This window comes from Streptomyces sp. TS71-3 (genome assembly GCF_018327685.1).
In the GTDB taxonomy this organism is placed as follows: domain Bacteria; phylum Actinomycetota; class Actinomycetes; order Streptomycetales; family Streptomycetaceae; genus Streptomyces.
The window spans coordinates 2,345,520-2,361,226 of sequence record NZ_BNEL01000003.1; the positions used below are offsets into that span (position 1 = coordinate 2,345,520).

Below are 15,707 nucleotides of genomic sequence, written 5' to 3' on the forward strand. Positions count from 1 at the left end.
CCTCACCTGCCCCTACCTGAGTGCCGCGACGGGCAGCTTGTCGATTCGGATGGCCGCGGCCTTGAACTCGGCCGTCCCCGCGATCGGGTCGTTCGCCTCGATCGTGAGCGTGTTGGTGTCCACCTCGTCGGGGAAGTGCATGGTCATGAAGACCAGACCGGGCCGCAGGCCCGCGTCGATCCACACGGGTGCCCGCACCGAGCCGCGCCGCGAGCTCACCTGGACCTCCTCGCCGGCCACCACCCCGAACCGCTCGGCGTCCTCCGGGCAGAGCTCGACGTACTCGCCGCGGCGCAGCGGCGAGGCGAACGAGCCGCTCTGCACACCGGTGTTGTACGAGTCGAGCCGGCGCCCGGTCGTCAGCCGGAGCGGGAACTCCTCGTCGGTGAGGTCCACCGGCGGGTCGTGCTGCACGAGGCCGAACGGCGCCAGGCGGCCGCGGCGCGCCGGGTCGGGGTCCCAGAGCCTGCCGTGCAGGTACGACGGCTCCAGCTCGTCCATGTCCGGACAGGGCCACTGGATGCCCTGGTTCTCCTCCAGGCGCTCGTACGTCATGCCGTAGTGCATCGGCGAGACGGACCTGAGCTCGTCCCAGACGGCCTGGGAGTCCGCGTACTTCCAGTCGTGGCCGAGGCGGGCGGCGATGTCGCACATGATGTCGATGTCCTCGCGCGCCTCACCGGGCGGCGTGACCGCCTTGCGCACGCGCTGCACCCTGCGCTCGCTGTTGGTGGTGGTGCCGTCGGTCTCCGCCCAGCCGGCGGTGGCGGGCAGCACCACGTGGGCGAGCTCGGCCGTCTTGGTGAGGAAGATGTCCTGCACCACCAGGAAGTCCAGCGCGGACAGCCGCCGGATCGCCTGGTCGGTGTCGGCCTCGGACTGCGCCGGGTTCTCGCCGATGCAGTAGACGGCCTTGAGCGAGCGGTCCTCCATGGCCTCGAACATCTTGGTGAGGTTCAGGCCGTAGTGCGGCTTCAGCGTGGTGCCCCAGGCCGTCTCGAAGCGCTGCCGGGTCTGAGGGTCGAGGACGTCCTGGAAGCCGGGCAGCCGGTCGGGGATCGCCCCCATGTCGCCGCCGCCCTGCACGTTGTTCTGCCCGCGCAGCGGCTGGAGACCGGAGCCGTAGCGTCCGACGTGGCCGGTGAGCAGGCAGAGGTTGATCAGCGCGCGGACGTTGTCGGTGCCGTTGTGGTGCTCGGTGATGCCGAGGGTCCAGCAGAGCTGGGCCCGCTCGGCGCGCGCGTAGGCGTGCGCCAGGTCCCGGATCGCCTCGGCCGGCACCCCGGTGACCTTCTCGGCGAGCGAGAGGGTCCAGGGCTCCACCAGCTTCTTGTAGTCCTCGAAGCCGCTGGTGGCGCGCTCGATGAAGGCGGTGTTGGCGAGGCCGGCGTGGATGATCTCACGGCCGATGGCGTGCGCCATCGCGATGTCCGTGCCCACGTTGAGGCCGAGCCAGTGCTCCGCCCACTGCGCCGTGGAGGTGCGCCGCGGGTCCACCGCGTACATCCGCGCGCCGTTCCTGATGCCCTTCAGCACGTGCTGGAAGAAGATCGGGTGGGCGAAGCGGGCGTTGGAGCCCCACGTCACGATCAGGTCGGTGTGCTCGATCTCCTCGTACGAGGAGGTGCCGCCGCCGGATCCGAACGCCGCCGCGAGGCCGGCCACGCTCGGGGCGTGGCAGGTGCGGTTGCACGAGTCGACGTTGTGCGTGCCCATCACCACCCGGGCGAACTTCTGCGCCACGTAGTTCATCTCGTTGGTGGCGCGGGCGCACGCGAACATGCCGAAGGCGCCGCGGTGCGCGGACAGCCCCTCGGCGACCCTGGTCAGCGCCTCTTCCCAGGTGGCGCGCCGGAAGGGCTCGTCACGCGAGTCGCGTACCAGGGGGTGGGTGAGACGGGGATACGTACGCGGGGAGGCATCGCGCTTGGCCGCCCTGCTGCTCGGGCCCGTGGGGCCCTTCGTGCTGTTCATGCCGCGCTCCTCATGCGGTCTGCCAGCAGATCCGATATCGCGTGGACCGTACGGAGCGTCGGCACCGGAACCCCGGTGATCTCCGCAAGTTCCACGACGGCCGCCAGCAGCACGTCGAGTTCGAGCGGTTTTCCGCGCTCCAGGTCCTGGAGGGTGGAGGTGCGGTGGTCTCCGACGCGCTCCGCGCCGGCCAGCCGCTTTTCGACGGAGATGCCGGGACGGCAGCCGAGTGCCTCGGCCACCGAGAGCGTCTCGGTCATCATTATTTCGATGACACGGCGCGTGCCGCCGTGCAGGCACATCTGACGCATCGTCGCACGGGAGAGCGCGCTGATCGGGTTGAAGGAGATATTGCCCAGCAACTTGATCCATATGTCACTGCGCAACTCTTCTTCCACCGGGCACTTGAGCCCGCCCGCGCGCATGGCCTCACTGAAGGCCGTGCAGCGCGGCGAGAGCGAGCGGTCCGGTTCTCCGACGGAGAACCGGGTGCCCTCCAGGTGCCGGACCACGCCCGGCTCCTGGAGCTCCGTTGCGGCGTACACGACGCAGCCGATGGCGCGTTCCGGGGCGAGCACGGCGCTGACCGCACCGCCCGGGTCGACGCTCTCGATGCGTGTGCCGTCGTGGGGACCGCCGTGCCGGTGGAAGTACCACCAGGGGATGCCGTTCTGAGCGGCGATCACCGCGGTCCGCTCGTTGAGAAGGGGCTCGATCAGCGGCCCGCACGCCGCGTACGAGTTGGCCTTCAGACCGAGGAAGACGTAGTCGACCGGGCCGATCTCGGCCGGGTCGTCGGTTGCGTGGGCGCGTGCGGAGAAGTCGCCGCGAGGGCTGAGTACCCGCACGCCGTGCTGCCTCATGGCCGCCAGATGCGGTCCACGGGCGACGAGGTGCACGTCGGCGCCTGCTCTGTGCAGGGCGGCTCCGACGTAGGCGCCGATCGCACCGGCGCCGAGAACTGCGACTTTCACGTGGGGCGCTCCGTTCGGTTGAGGGGACCGAGGGGATGTGTCCCGACGAGGGAGATGAAGCCGGTCCGAGCCGGTCTTCCACTGTGTCGACGAAATATTGTCTACAGTATGGAACTACCCTCATCAAGGGTTCGCGCATGGACGGGGCCGGTCTTGACAGAGTCATTGCTTAGCGTCGAAGTTCCTGTGCATACAGCACGCTGTTTCTGTGTGACGCCTTCCCAAGCTCTCCGCGCCTTCCTATCGTTCCGATCATGAGCACCCCCTCCCGTCCCTCTTCTCCGCCCGCCGCGGCGGCGCAGGACCCAGCGCAAACCCGGCCGGGCGGGCCCGTGGCCCCCGTGGGCTGGAGCCGCTGGCTCGTGCCCCCCGCCGCGCTGGCCGTCCACCTCTCCATCGGGCAGGCCTACGCCTGGAGCGTCTTCAAGCCCCCGTTGGAGTCGGCTCTCCATCTGAGCGGCACCCAGAGCGCGTTGCCCTTCCAGCTCGGCATCGTGATGCTCGGGCTCTCCGCCGCCTTCGGCGGAACCCTGGTGGAGCGCAAGGGGCCGCGCTGGGCCATGACCGTCGCCCTCATCGCGTTCTCCGCCGGCTTCCTGATCTCCGCGCTCGGTGCCGCCACGAGCCAGTACTGGCTGATCGTGTTCGGCTACGGCTTCGTGGGCGGCATCGGCCTGGGCATCGGTTACATCTCCCCGGTCTCCACGCTCATCAAGTGGTTCCCCGACCGGCCCGGGATGGCCACCGGCATCGCCATCATGGGCTTCGGCGGCGGCGCGCTGATCGCCTCGCCCTGGTCCGCGCAGATGCTGGAGTCCTTCGGCAGCGACCACTCCGGGATCGCGATGGCCTTCCTGGTGCACGGGCTCGTCTACGCCGTCTTCATGACGCTCGGCGTGCTGCTGATCCGCCTGCCGCGGTCCGCCGAGGACGGTGGCCCGAAGGCGGGCCCCGCGTCCGTGACGGGCGTTCAGGTCTCCGCCGCGAGCGCGCTGCGCACCCCGCAGTTCTGGTGCCTGTGGGTCGTCCTGTGCATGAACGTCACGGCAGGGATCGGCATCCTGGAGAAGGCCGCCCCGATGATCACGGACTTCTTCGCGGACAGCAGCGCACCGGTCTCGGCCTCCGCCGCCGCGGGCTTCGTGGCCCTGCTCTCGGCCGCCAACATGACCGGCCGGTTCGTCTGGTCCACGGTCTCCGACCTCATCGGCCGCAAGAACATCTACCGCTTCTACCTCGGTGTGGGCGCGCTGATGTACCTGCTGATCGTGGAGTTCGGCGACTCGGCCAAGCCGCTGTTCGTGCTCTGCGCCGCGGTGATCCTCTCCTTCTACGGAGGCGGCTTCTCCACGCTGCCCGCCTACCTCAAGGACCTCTTCGGCACCTACCAGGTGGGCGCCATCCACGGGCGGCTGCTGACGGCGTGGTCCCTGGCGGGCGTGCTCGGCCCCTTCATCGTCAACTGGGTGGCCGACGACCAGAAGGACGCCGGCAAGCACGGCTCGGGCCTCTACAGCGTCTCCCTGGTCATCATGATCGGGCTGCTGGTCGTGGGCTTCGTGGCCAACGAGCTGATCCGGCCCGTGCATCCGCGCCACCATCTGGCCACCGATGCCGGTGGCGTTGAGGGTTCCGATGATTCCGCCGAGCGAAAGGCCGCCGCCGATGCCGACCCCGCAGCCTGAGTCCGCGCCGAGCCCGGCGGTGCAGCAGCCGGGCGACGCCGCAGCGGCGCCCGACCGGCGCTGGCTGATCCTGATCTCCTGGCTCTGGGTGGGCCTGCCGCTCATCTACGGGATCTACGAACTCGTCCAGAAAGCAGCTCAGCTCTTCACCGACTGAGCCTCCATCCGCCGGCGACAACGTCCCGGTAACCACCGATTCGACCGGCGGGGCGCGGCTGCCCCGCCGGTCGTCGGTGTGATGAGGCCAACTCTTGTTCGGTCGATCAATGGCCACATTGGAAGGCAAAGAAACGGTAGACTGTAGACGATAGCCAATCCAGTCTGGCTTTCCGTCCCAGGAGGGGGACCGTGATGCTGTCCACAGGACTGCCCCAAGGGGCGGTACCCAAGCTAGAGCGCCCCGGCCCGTTGCGCGAACGGGTCTACGAGGCTCTGCTCGAACTCATCACCACCCGCTCCCTGCGGCCCGGCCAGCACCTCGTCGAGAGCGAGCTCGCCGGACACCTCGGCGTCTCGCGCCAGCCGGTCCGCGAGGCGCTCCAGCGGCTGAACACCGAGGGCTGGGTCGACCTGCGCCCCGCCCAGGGCGCGTTCGTGCACGAGCCCACGGAGGACGAGGCCGACCAGCTCCTGACGGTCCGTACGCTCCTGGAGGCCGAGGCCGCCCGGCTGGCCGCGGTGAACTCCGACGCGGCGGGCATCGCCGTCCTGGAGGAGCTGTGCGCCCGCGGCGAGCAGGCCGTGGCCGACGGCGACGTCGAACTGGTCGTGGCGACCAACGCCACCTTCCACCACGAGGTCATGGAGATGGCGGGCAACCCCGTCCTCGCCGAGCTGGCCGGGCAGGTCGACCGCCGGGTCCGCTGGTACTACACACCGGTCGCCCGGCAGCGCGGCAAGCAGTCCTGGATCGAGCACCGCCAGCTGATCGCGGCGATCGCCGCCCATGACGAGCCCCGCGCCACCGAGGTCATGCGCACCCACACGGAGCACACGCGCCGGACCTACCACCAGCGCAACACCGCTTCCTGAGCACCGGCGCGACAGCGCCTCCAGAGCCCACGTCACCCTGACGCGTCCGGACACTGACGCGTCCCGCCCCGCCGGCGGCGCGTCACCCGCCTGCCTCCGACGGGGTGTAGGGGGTCTTCGAGGTGTGCAGGCCCAGCTTCCGGATGACGCGGGGCAGGTCGTCCGGGGCCGCCGCCAGCCGGACCGGCTCGCCCGCGTCGTCGAGTTCGGCCACCTGCCAGCCCCTGGGGACCGTGTCGCCGTCGTCGCCCCGCACGCGCCGCATGCCCGTGACGGTGAGCCGCTCCACCGGGATCCGTCTCGCCGCGAACCGGCCCGGGCCACAGTGGGGTACCACCGCGGGCGGCTCGTCGCCGAAGACGATGTGGGTACCGAAGGCGTTCGGGTTGTAGTCGGTCGGGTCCAGGAAGCGGGCGGGCAGGAACACGTCCCCGCCGCTCGTCCCCTCGCGGTTGCGCTGCTCGCCGCTGAGCTCCTTGCCGCTGAGTTCCTTGCCGTTCCCCGTCCCGGCGGACCCTCCCGGCCGCCCGGCCCCTCGGGCCTCACCCGGCGCACGGACGCGCGTGGCGCGCCAGGCCCAGGTGAAGAGGAACAGCGTGGCCAGCACGCCCCCGGCCCCCCACGCGATCGCCACCGGGGAGGAGACCAGGGTCGTGGGGTGGAGGTAGCAGAGCGGCACCAGCCACAGCGCCGTGCCGGCGAGGGCGCCCGCGAACGGCAGGGCCGACGGGAGGACCTCGTCGTCAGGCAGCCGGCGCCCTCGCCGGCGCATCAGCACCACGGCACCGGGGTAGCCGGCCGCCAGGACGCACACGGCCGCGACGGCAGCCACGCTTCCGGCGCCGGCGAAGTGCGCGCGATACATGAAGCGTTCCGAGGAGACCACCTCCACCTGGTGGCGCCAGACGGTCAGTTCGACGTGGTCACCGGGCCGGAACCCCTGCGCGCCGTCCGAGGAGACCGACATCCGGTGCATCGGGCTGCCCTCGGCGAAGTACAGATAGCTGGGCCGCTTGCCGGTGCCGACCTCGGTCCGCGCGATCACGGCCGGCACGGTGGTCAGGCACTCGGCCCGCTGCGCCGCGGGCGTCTTCGCGGTGCACGGGGCGGCGGCGCGCCACGCCCGCTGCTCGGCGCCGGCGACCGGCACGAACCACGCCGCGAGGCCCGCGGCTGCGAGCAGCAGCACGCACGCGAGAAGCCATCCGGTCGTGCCGCGCCCCGCGGAGCGCAGGGAGATGACGGGGAGGTGGTCCGACTCCGGGGCGCCGTAGCGGCGGTGCAGCGCGCGGAGCGCCTCCAAGTTCGCGTCGAAGCCCGGCTTGTCGCCGGAGGACCCGCTCACCGGCAGCGGCAGGCGCCGCCTGCGTCCGTCACGCAGTACCACCACGGCGCGGTGGATGTCCGCGAAGCGCCCGCGCTGGAGGTGGACCGCGAGGTCGGCGATGTCGCGCCACGGCGTGCTCCGGCGGCGCAGCAGCGTCCGGGAGTGCACGCCGTACGCGTCGGCGCTCACTCGGGCCCTGCCTGCGTAGAGCCCGAGGACGCCCACCAGGAAGCACACGACACCCGCCAGAGCGACCAGCAGGCCCGCTCCCGCCCGGGCGCCCGCGAACGCGATCCCGCAGGCCACGCCCAGCGCGGCCATGACCGCCCCTGCGGTCCCGAGTCCGACCGGGAGCCACAGGGGCTGCCGTCTGCGGGGGGAGCACGTCACTTCCGAAGCATCTGTCATGAACGAAGCTTGCCACCAGCGGACTTCCCGTGCGAGACCGGTGGGCGGCGAGCTGTCCACCGTGACCGGCCGCCCCGGTAGCCGGCGCGTGGCGCACCGATTCCGGACCCCGGCAGCGGTCCACCGGCCTCCGCTTTGTCCACTGACTGGAGAAAGTGAGGGGTAATTCGTGCTCAAGTTCTTCCCACTGTGGGCAAGCACTGCTACGTTCCCCTCGAAAGCCCGACGGAGAGAGCCCGATGAGGCGGGGAGGGGCACGTGAGACGCATGACGGCTCGGCCCGCTAACGCACATCAGGCGCGGCTGCTCAGGCTGCTGCGCGACTCCGGCCCCAACTCCCGTGCCCAGCTCGGCGACCAGATCGACCTGTCTCGCTCCAAGCTGGCCGTCGAGGTGGACCGGCTGCTGGACACCGGGCTCGTCGTGGCCGACGGCCTCGCCGCCTCGCGCGGTGGCCGTCGCTCGCACAACATCCGTCTCGCACCCGCGCTCCGCTTCCTCGGCGTCGACATCGGCGCCACCTCCGTCGACGTGGCCGTCACCAACGCGGAGCTGGAGGTGCTCGGGCACATCAACCAGCCGATGGACGTGCGTGTGGGACCCGTCGCGGTCTTCGAGCAGGTGCTGTCGATGGCCGCCAAGCTGCGCGCCTCGGGCCTCGCCGAGGGCTTCGACGGCGCGGGCATCGGGGTACCGGGCCCGGTCCGGTTCCCCGAGGGCGTCCCCGTGGCGCCGCCGATCATGCCCGGCTGGGACGGCTTCCCGGTCAGGGAGGCGCTCAGCCAGGAACTGGGCTGCCCCGTCATGGTCGACAACGACGTGAACCTGATGGCCATGGGCGAGCAGCACGCCGGGGTGGCGCGCTCCGTCGGCGACTTCCTCTGCGTCAAGATCGGTACCGGCATCGGCTGCGGCATCGTCGTCGGCGGCGAGGTGTACCGGGGCACCACGGGCAGCGCGGGCGACATCGGCCACATCCAGGTCGAGCCCGACGGGCGCCCGTGCGCCTGCGGCAACAAGGGCTGCCTTGAAGCCCACTTCAGCGGGGCCGCGCTCGCCAGGGACGCGGAGGAGGCCGCCCAGCAGGGGCGCTCACCCGAGCTCGCGTCCCGCCTCGCCGAGGCGGGGCAGCTCAGCTCCGTGGACGTCGCCGCCGCGGCCGCCGCCGGGGACGCCGCCGCGCTCGACCTCATCCGCTCGGGCGGCAACCGCACCGGCCAGGTCATCGCCGGCCTCGTCAGCTTCTTCAACCCCGGGCTGGTGGTGATCGGCGGCGGTGTGACCGGCCTCGGCCACACCCTGCTCGCCGCCATCCGCACCCAGGTCTACCGCCAGTCGCTGCCGCTCGCGACCGGCAACCTCCCCATCGTCCTGGGCGAGTTGGGCCCCACCTCCGGTGTGATCGGGGCGGCCCGGCTCATCAGCGACCACCTCTTCTCACCGGCCTGACCCGGCCGGCCCCGGCAGCACCGCACCACCCGCACCGCACGGCACCACCCGCACCGCCGAGCACCACCCGCACGGTTCCGTACCACCTGCACGGTCCTGCTCCACCTGCACGGTCCTGCTCCACCTGCACGGTCCCGTACCACCTGCACGGTCCCGTACCACCCGCACCGTTCCGCAGCACCCGGTGGCTTCCCACCACGCGCGCGGTCCCGCACCACCCGTACGGGCCCGCACCAGTCGCACTCGCGCACCACTGCGGGCAGAGACACCTCCGCACACACAGGTACCACCGCCCACACGCACACCACCGCCAACACAAGCACCACCGCGCCACCGGCACCGCCCGCACCGCCGCACGCCCGCCCCCCACCCGTGCACCGCCCGTCACCCCCGTCCCGACTGGCCGTATCCGCCGAGGGGAACACGATGGCACCAGACGCACCACTGCTCAGCATGACCGGCATCACCAAGACGTTCCCCGGCGTGAGGGCCCTCGACGGGGTGGACCTCGACGTCCGTTCGGGGGAAGTGCACTGCCTGCTCGGGCAGAACGGCGCCGGGAAGTCCACCCTCATCAAGGTGCTCGCGGGCGCCCACCAGCCCGACGGCGGGCGGATCACCTGGCGCGGCGAGAACGTCGTGCTGCGGTCGCCCATCGCGGCCATGCGGCTCGGCATCGCGACCATCTACCAGGAACTCGACCTCGTCGAGGGCCTGTCCGTGGCCGAGAACGTCTTCCTCGGCCACGAACCCACCAGCGCCGGCTTCGTGGTCCGCGGCCGCGAGGCCAGGGCGGGGGCCGCCGCACTGCTGCGCCGCCTCGGCCACCCGGAGATCCCACCGGGCCGGCTCGTGGGCGACCTGTCCGCCGCGCAGCAGCAGATCGTGTCGATGGCCCGCGCCCTCTCGCACGACGTCCGGCTGATCGTCATGGACGAGCCGTCCGCCGCGCTCGACCCCGACGAGGTCGACAACCTCTTCCGCATCGTCGGCGGCCTCACCGCCGACGGCGTCGCCGTCGTCTACATCTCCCACCGACTGGAGGAGATCCGACGGATCGGCGACCGCGTCACCGTCCTCAAGGACGGCCGCGCGGTGGCCGGCGGCCTGCCCGCCAAGTCCACGCCGACCGGCGACGTCGTCGCGCTGATGACGGGCCGCACGGTCGAGTACGTCTTCCCGGAGCGCCCGGCGAAGTCCGTGGGCGAGACGGGCGCTCCCGGAGCCGGGGCCACCGCCGGGCCCGGCCCGGACGGTGTCCCCGCTCCCGTCCTGCGGGTCCGCGGCCTCACCCGTGCGGGCGAGTTCGCGCCGCTCGACCTCGATCTGTACCCGGGGGAGATCGTCGGCCTCGCCGGACTGGTCGGCTCGGGCCGCTCCGAGATCCTGGAGACCGTCTACGGCGCCCGCCGACCCACGGCGGGGCGGGTGGAGGTCGACGGGGCGCCCCTGCGGCCCGGCAGCGTCCGCTCCGCCGTCCGCGCCGGACTCGGGCTCGCCCCCGAGGAACGCAAGGCGCAGGCCCTGCTGATGCTGGAGTCCGTCACCCGCAACGTGTCCGTCTCCACGATGTCCCGCTTCTCCCGCGGCGGCTGGCTGGACCGCCGCGCGGAGCGCGCCGCCGCGCAGCGCGCCACCCGCGAGCTGTCCCTGCGCCCCGACAACCCCGACGCCCGCATCCGCACCCTGTCCGGCGGCAACCAGCAGAAGGCCGTACTGGCGCGCTGGCTGCTGCGCGGCTGCCGGGTGCTGCTGCTGGACGAGCCGACCCGCGGCGTCGACGTCGGCGCCCGCGCCGAGCTGTACGCGGTCGTCCGCCGGCTCGCCTCGGACGGTCTCGCCGTGCTGCTGGTCTCCAGCGAGGTGCCCGAAGTGCTCGGCCTCGCCGACCGCGTGCTGGTGCTCCGCGAGGGGCGGGTGGTGCACACGGCACCCGCCCGGGAGCTTGACGAATCCCGCGTACTCGACCTCGTTCTGGAAGGGAGCCCGACATCATGACGCAGCCTGCCTCGCCGGCCCAGCAGGGCGGGCCCGACGCCTCCGAGCGCACCGCCGCCCCGGACACCCCGGCCGCCAAGAGCGCATCCGGCACCGGATTCTGGCCCGCCCTCAAGGCCCACACCGACGTGCGCACCCTCTCGCTGGTCGGCGTGCTCGCCGCCCTGGTGCTGATCGGCGGCATCACCAAACCGGACGAGTTCCTGGACACCAGGAACCTGCAACTGGTGCTCACCCAGTCGTCGGTGATCGGCGTGGTCACCGTCGGCGTCACCTTCGTCATCATGAGCGGCGGCATCGACCTGTCGGTGGGCGCGATCGTCGCCCTCGCCTCGGTGTGGGCGACCACGGTGGCCACCCAGGAGTACGGCTTCTGGGGGGTGCTGTTCACCGCGCTCCTGGTCGGCCTCGGCTGCGGTCTCGTCAACGGCCTGCTGATCGCCTACGGCGGGATGGTGCCGTTCATCGCGACCCTCGCCATGCTCGCCTCCGCCCGGGGCCTCGCCCTCCAGATCACCGGCGGCAAGACGCAGATCGTCAGCATCGACGGCATCCTCAACCTGGGCGAGCGCGACTCCTACATCCTCGGCATACCGCCGCTGGTGCTGGTGTTCGCGGCCGTCACGGTGGTCGGCTGGCTGGTGCTCAACCGCACCACGTTCGGCCGCCGCACCGTCGCGGTCGGCGGCAACTCCGAGGCGGCCAGGCTCGCCGGTATCGACGTACGGCGCCAGCGCCTGTACCTGTACCTGCTCTCCGGACTGTGCTGCGGCATCGCCGCCTTCCTGCTGATCGTCCTCTCCGGGTCGGGCCAGAACACCAACGGCAACCTCTACGAGCTCGACGCGATCGCCGCCGCCATCATCGGCGGCACCCTGCTCAGCGGCGGCCGGGGCACCATCATCGGCTCCGTGCTGGGCGTGCTGATCTTCACCACGATCACCAACATCTTCGCCCTGAACAACCTTCAGACGGACGTCCAGCAGATCGCCAAGGGCGCGATCATCGTCGCCGCCGTCCTGGTCCAGCGCCGCACGGCCGCCAACCCCTGAGAACACCGCCCACCAGCCGCCCCGAGGCGAAAGGTCACACCTCATGCCAGACATCACGAGCCGCAGAGGACTGCTCTTCGGAGCCGCTGCCGTGTCCACCGGTGCGCTGCTCACCGGCTGTACCAGCAACGAGCCGTCCGAGTCCGACAAGACCGCCGGCGACGCCAAGCCCGCCGCCGACGACAAGCCCGGCAAGCACGTCACCATAGGCTTCGCGGGACCGCAGGCCGACCACGGCTGGCTGAACGCCATCAACGAGAACGCCAAGGACCGCGCCAAGGGCTACTCGGACGTCACCATGGAGGTGACCGAGGGCTCCAACGACACCGCGGCCCAGATCGGCCAGATCGAGACGCTGATCAACAAGAAGGTCGACGTCATCGTGGTGCTGCCCGCCGACGGCAAGGCGCTCACCCAGGTGGGCCTGAAGGCCATGCGCGCCGGCATCCCCGTGGTCAACCTCGACCGCATCTTCAACACCCCGCAGGCCTACCGCTGCTGGGTCGGCGGCGACAACTACGGCATGGGCTTCAACGCCGGGCAGTACATCGGCGAGCAGCTCAAGGGCAAGAGCAACGCCCGCGTCGTCGAGCTGGCCGGCATCGACAACCTGGAGCTGACCCGGGAGCGCACCCAGGGCTTCGACGATGCGCTGAAGAACTACCCGAACATCAAGAAGGTGGCCCGGCAGGCCGCTGAGTTCACCGTGGAGTCCGGCCAGTCCAAGATGGCCCAGCTGCTCCAGGCCCAGTCGCACATCGACGCGCTGTGGAACCACGACGACGACCAGGGCGTCGGCGCGCTGCGCGCCATCGACCAGGCGGGCCGCGACGAGTTCCTGATGGTGGGCGGCGCCGGCTCGCTCGCCGCGATGCAGCAGATCAAGCAGGGCAAGGGCGTGCTGCGGGCCACCGTGCTCTACCCGCCGACCATGGCGGCGTCGGCCATCGACCTGGCCCGCGCCCTCGGCCAGGGCAAGGGCGTCTCCGGCCTCTCCGAGACCGAGATCCCGACGTCCATCACGCTCTACTCCGCCGTGGTGGACAAGAAGAACGTCGACCAGTACATGCCCACCGGTTTCAAGTGATGCGTGACACCCCCCTCACAGCCGACGGGGATACGGTCGCCGGCAGGAACCACGCGGCCTGCCGCGGACCGGGCCGATCACCAGGTTGACCGGGGTGGATCCGATGGCAGCGCCGAGAGTGCCGACGACGGCCCGACAGGGCCCGCGAAGGCCGAGCAGAAGGAGGAATTCCTTATGGGACAGCCGCAGCAGCCGGGGAGCGGGGCGGGGGGCTCCGCGGACGCGGAACGGCCGACCCTGGGAGTGGGAATGGTCGGGTACGCCTTCATGGGCGCCGCCCACTCCCAGGGCTGGCGCACCGTCGGCCGGGTGTTCGATCTGCCGATGAGGCCCGTGCTCGCGGCCGTCTGCGGCCGGGACGCCACAGCCGTGCGGAGCGCGGCCGACCAGCTGGGCTGGGCGGCCGCCGAGACGGACTGGCGTGCCCTGATCGCCCGCGACGATGTCGACCTGGTCGACATCTGCACTCCGGGCGACAGCCATGCGGAGATCGCCCTCGCCGCGCTGGAGGCGGGCAAGCACGTGCTCTGCGAGAAACCGCTCGCCAACACCGTCGCCGAGGCCGAGGCGATGACGGCGGCGGCCGAGCGGGGCACGGCCGGTGGCCGGATCTCGATGGTCGGCTTCAACTACCGGAGGCTGCCCGCCACGGCCCAGGCCCGGCGGATGGTCGAGGAGGGCCGGATCGGCACCCTGCGCCACGTCCGCGTGGTGTACCTCCAGGACTGGCTGGTCGATCCGGACTTCCCGCTCACCTGGCGGCTGGACAAGCAGAAGGCCGGCTCCGGCGCCCTCGGCGACCTCGGCGCGCACATCGTCGACCTCGCCCAGCACCTCGCCGGTGAGGAGCTGGCCGGGGTGTCCGCGGTCACCGAGACCTTCGTACGGGAGCGCCCGCGGCCGGACGGCGCGTCGGCGGGGCTCAGCGCGGCGGGCGGCAGCGAGCGGGGTACGGTGACCGTGGACGACGCGGCGCTGTTCACCGGCCGCTTCGCCTCCGGAGCGCTGGCGTCCTTCGAGGCCACCCGGTTCGCCACCGGCCGCAAGAACGCCCTGCGGATCGAGCTCAACGGCTCGCGCGGCTCGCTCGCCTTCGACCTGGAGCGGCTGAACGAGCTCTCCTACCACGACCACACCGAGCCCGCCGCCACGGCCGGCTTCCGCCGCATCCTGGTCACCGAGCCCGACCACCCCTACATGGCGGCCTGGTGGCCGCCGGGCCACGGTCTCGGGTACGAGCACAGCTTCGTCCACCAGGCCCGCGACCTGGTGGAGGCCATCGCCTCCGGTACCGCTCCGGAGCCGTCCTTCGCCGCCGGGCTGCAGGTGCAGCGTGTGCTGGCGGCGGTGGAGGAGAGCGCAGCGAAGAACTCCGCCTACACCCCCGTCCCCAAGCCGTAGGCCCCGTAGGGGCCGTTGCCCGAGCCCCGTGTCCGTGTCCGTGTCCGTGTCCGAGCCTGGGTCTCATGTCCGAGCCTGGGGATCCGAGCCTGGGTCCCGTGTTCGAGCCCTGGGCCCCGTGTCCACGCCGCGGACCCTCTCCCTGTCCACTCCCTCGGCCCTGCGTGTCCGAGCCCAGGGCCCCGGCCTCCCTCCGTGTCCGGGTCCTGGGGCCCGGCGACGGGGCCGACAAGACCACACGCACCGCATCCGGCACCTTTGGAGATCCGGTCATGCCACGTTCGTTCACCCTGTTCACCGGCCAGTGGGCCGACCTGCCCCTCGAAGAGGTCTGCCGGCTCGCCCGCGACTTCGGCTACGACGGCCTGGAACTCGCCTGCTGGGGCGACCACTTCGAGGTCGACAAGGCCCTCGCCGACCCGTCCTACCTGGCCTCCCGGCACGCCCTGCTCGACAAGTACGGCCTGAAGTGCTGGGCCATCTCCAACCACCTGGTCGGCCAGGCGGTCTGCGACCATCCCATCGACGAGCGCCACAAGGGCATCCTGCCGTCCCGCATCTGGGGCGACGGCGAGCCCGAGGGCGTGCGGCAGCGCGCCGCGGCGGAGATCAAGGACACCGCGCGGGCCGCGGCGGCGTTCGGCGTGAACACGGTCATCGGGTTCACGGGCTCCTCGATCTGGCACCTGGTGGCGATGTTCCCGCCCGTCCCCGACGGCATGATCGACCGCGGTTACGAGGACTTCGCCGCACGCTGGAACCCGATCCTGGACGTCTTCGACGCCGAGGGCGTGCGGTTCGCGCACGAGGTGCACCCCAGCGAGATCGCGTACGACTACTGGACCACCCATCGCGCCCTGGAGGCGGTGGACCACCGTCCGGCGTTCGGCCTGAACTTCGACCCCAGCCATTTCGTCTGGCAGGACCTGGACCCGGTCGGGTTCCTCTGGGACTTCCGCGACCGGATCTACCACGTCGACTGCAAGGAGGCCCGCAAGCGCCTGGACGGCCGCAACGGCCGCCTCGGCTCCCACCTGCCGTGGGGCGACCCGCGGCGCGGCTGGGACTTCGTCTCCGGCGGCCACGGCGACGTGCCGTGGGAGGACGTCTTCCGGATGCTCCGCTCGATCGACTACGCGGGCCCGATCTCCGTGGAGTGGGAGGACGCGGGGATGGACCGGTTGCAGGGGGCGCCGGAGGCGCTGACCCGGATGAAGGCGTTCGACTTCGAGCCGTCGAGCGCGTCCTTCGACGCGGCGTTCGGGGGCAACGAGTAGGGGTCCTCTCGTTTCTCCACCCCGATAGGCCTGCGCCCCGAAA

The 15,707-nt window shown here is 71.5% G+C and carries 12 protein-coding genes; 9 read left to right on the top strand and 3 right to left on the bottom strand.

Annotated elements, in window-relative coordinates; translation table 11 throughout:
* Positions 1-12: 12 nt before the first annotated feature.
* Positions 13-1,974, bottom strand: coding sequence for a molybdopterin oxidoreductase family protein (locus tag Sm713_RS34110; RefSeq protein WP_212913804.1), 1,962 nt, complete (start codon positions 1,972-1,974; stop codon positions 13-15).
* Entirely contained in the window at positions 1,971-2,948 is a 978-nt protein-coding gene (locus Sm713_RS34115) for a 2-dehydropantoate 2-reductase (protein ID WP_212913805.1), read from the bottom strand. Before Sm713_RS34115 ends, Sm713_RS34110 begins: the two co-directional genes overlap by 4 nt.
* A 254-nt stretch (positions 2,949-3,202) precedes the next feature.
* Between Sm713_RS34115 and Sm713_RS34120 the strand changes: the two genes are divergently transcribed.
* From Sm713_RS34120 to Sm713_RS34130, 3 genes are all read left to right on the top strand, one after another.
* Entirely contained in the window at positions 3,203-4,633 is a 1,431-nt protein-coding gene (locus tag Sm713_RS34120) for an OFA family MFS transporter (protein WP_212913806.1), read from the top strand.
* Positions 4,614-4,790 (top strand): hypothetical protein, encoded by a 177-nt coding sequence (locus tag Sm713_RS34125; protein ID WP_212915161.1) that lies wholly within the window; start codon positions 4,614-4,616, stop codon positions 4,788-4,790. The genes Sm713_RS34120 and Sm713_RS34125 overlap by 20 nt, the downstream gene beginning before the upstream one ends.
* 194 nt (positions 4,791-4,984) lie before the next feature.
* Positions 4,985-5,665 (top strand): GntR family transcriptional regulator, encoded by a 681-nt coding sequence (locus Sm713_RS34130; RefSeq protein WP_212913807.1) that lies wholly within the window; start codon positions 4,985-4,987, stop codon positions 5,663-5,665.
* Between the two features lie 82 nt (positions 5,666-5,747).
* Here Sm713_RS34130 and Sm713_RS34135 read toward each other — a convergent pair whose 3' ends face one another.
* Positions 5,748-7,400: a PH domain-containing protein gene (locus Sm713_RS34135; RefSeq protein WP_212913808.1), complete on the bottom strand. Its 1,653-nt coding sequence runs from the start codon at positions 7,398-7,400 to the stop codon at positions 5,748-5,750.
* Between the two features lie 267 nt (positions 7,401-7,667).
* On the opposite strand from Sm713_RS34135, the gene Sm713_RS34140 reads away from it, so the two are divergent.
* The 6 genes from Sm713_RS34140 (at position 7,668) to Sm713_RS34165 (ending at position 15,664) form a co-directional block, all read left to right on the top strand.
* The gene (locus tag Sm713_RS34140) at positions 7,668-8,849 is read left to right on the top strand and encodes an ROK family transcriptional regulator (RefSeq protein ID WP_212915046.1); all 1,182 of its coding nucleotides are present in this window, start codon (positions 7,668-7,670) and stop codon (positions 8,847-8,849) included.
* A gap of 426 nt (positions 8,850-9,275) precedes the next feature.
* Positions 9,276-10,847, top strand: a complete 1,572-nt coding sequence (locus tag Sm713_RS34145; protein WP_212913809.1) for a sugar ABC transporter ATP-binding protein — start codon at positions 9,276-9,278, stop codon at positions 10,845-10,847.
* Complete coding sequence (locus tag Sm713_RS34150; RefSeq protein WP_212913810.1) at positions 10,844-11,899, top strand: ABC transporter permease; 1,056 nt, start codon at positions 10,844-10,846, stop codon at positions 11,897-11,899. Before Sm713_RS34145 ends, Sm713_RS34150 begins: the two co-directional genes overlap by 4 nt.
* Positions 11,900-11,942: 43 nt before the next feature.
* Positions 11,943-12,986, top strand: coding sequence for a substrate-binding domain-containing protein (locus tag Sm713_RS34155; RefSeq protein ID WP_212913811.1), 1,044 nt, complete (start codon positions 11,943-11,945; stop codon positions 12,984-12,986).
* 174 nt (positions 12,987-13,160) lie between these two features.
* Positions 13,161-14,387, top strand: coding sequence for a Gfo/Idh/MocA family protein (locus Sm713_RS34160; protein WP_212913812.1), 1,227 nt, complete (start codon positions 13,161-13,163; stop codon positions 14,385-14,387).
* Positions 14,388-14,659: 272 nt separating this feature from the next.
* Positions 14,660-15,664 carry a sugar phosphate isomerase/epimerase gene (locus tag Sm713_RS34165; protein WP_212913813.1) on the top strand — a complete coding sequence of 335 codons (1,005 nt, stop codon included), beginning with the start codon at positions 14,660-14,662 and terminating at the stop codon, positions 15,662-15,664.
* The last annotated feature ends 43 nt before the right edge of the window (positions 15,665-15,707 follow it).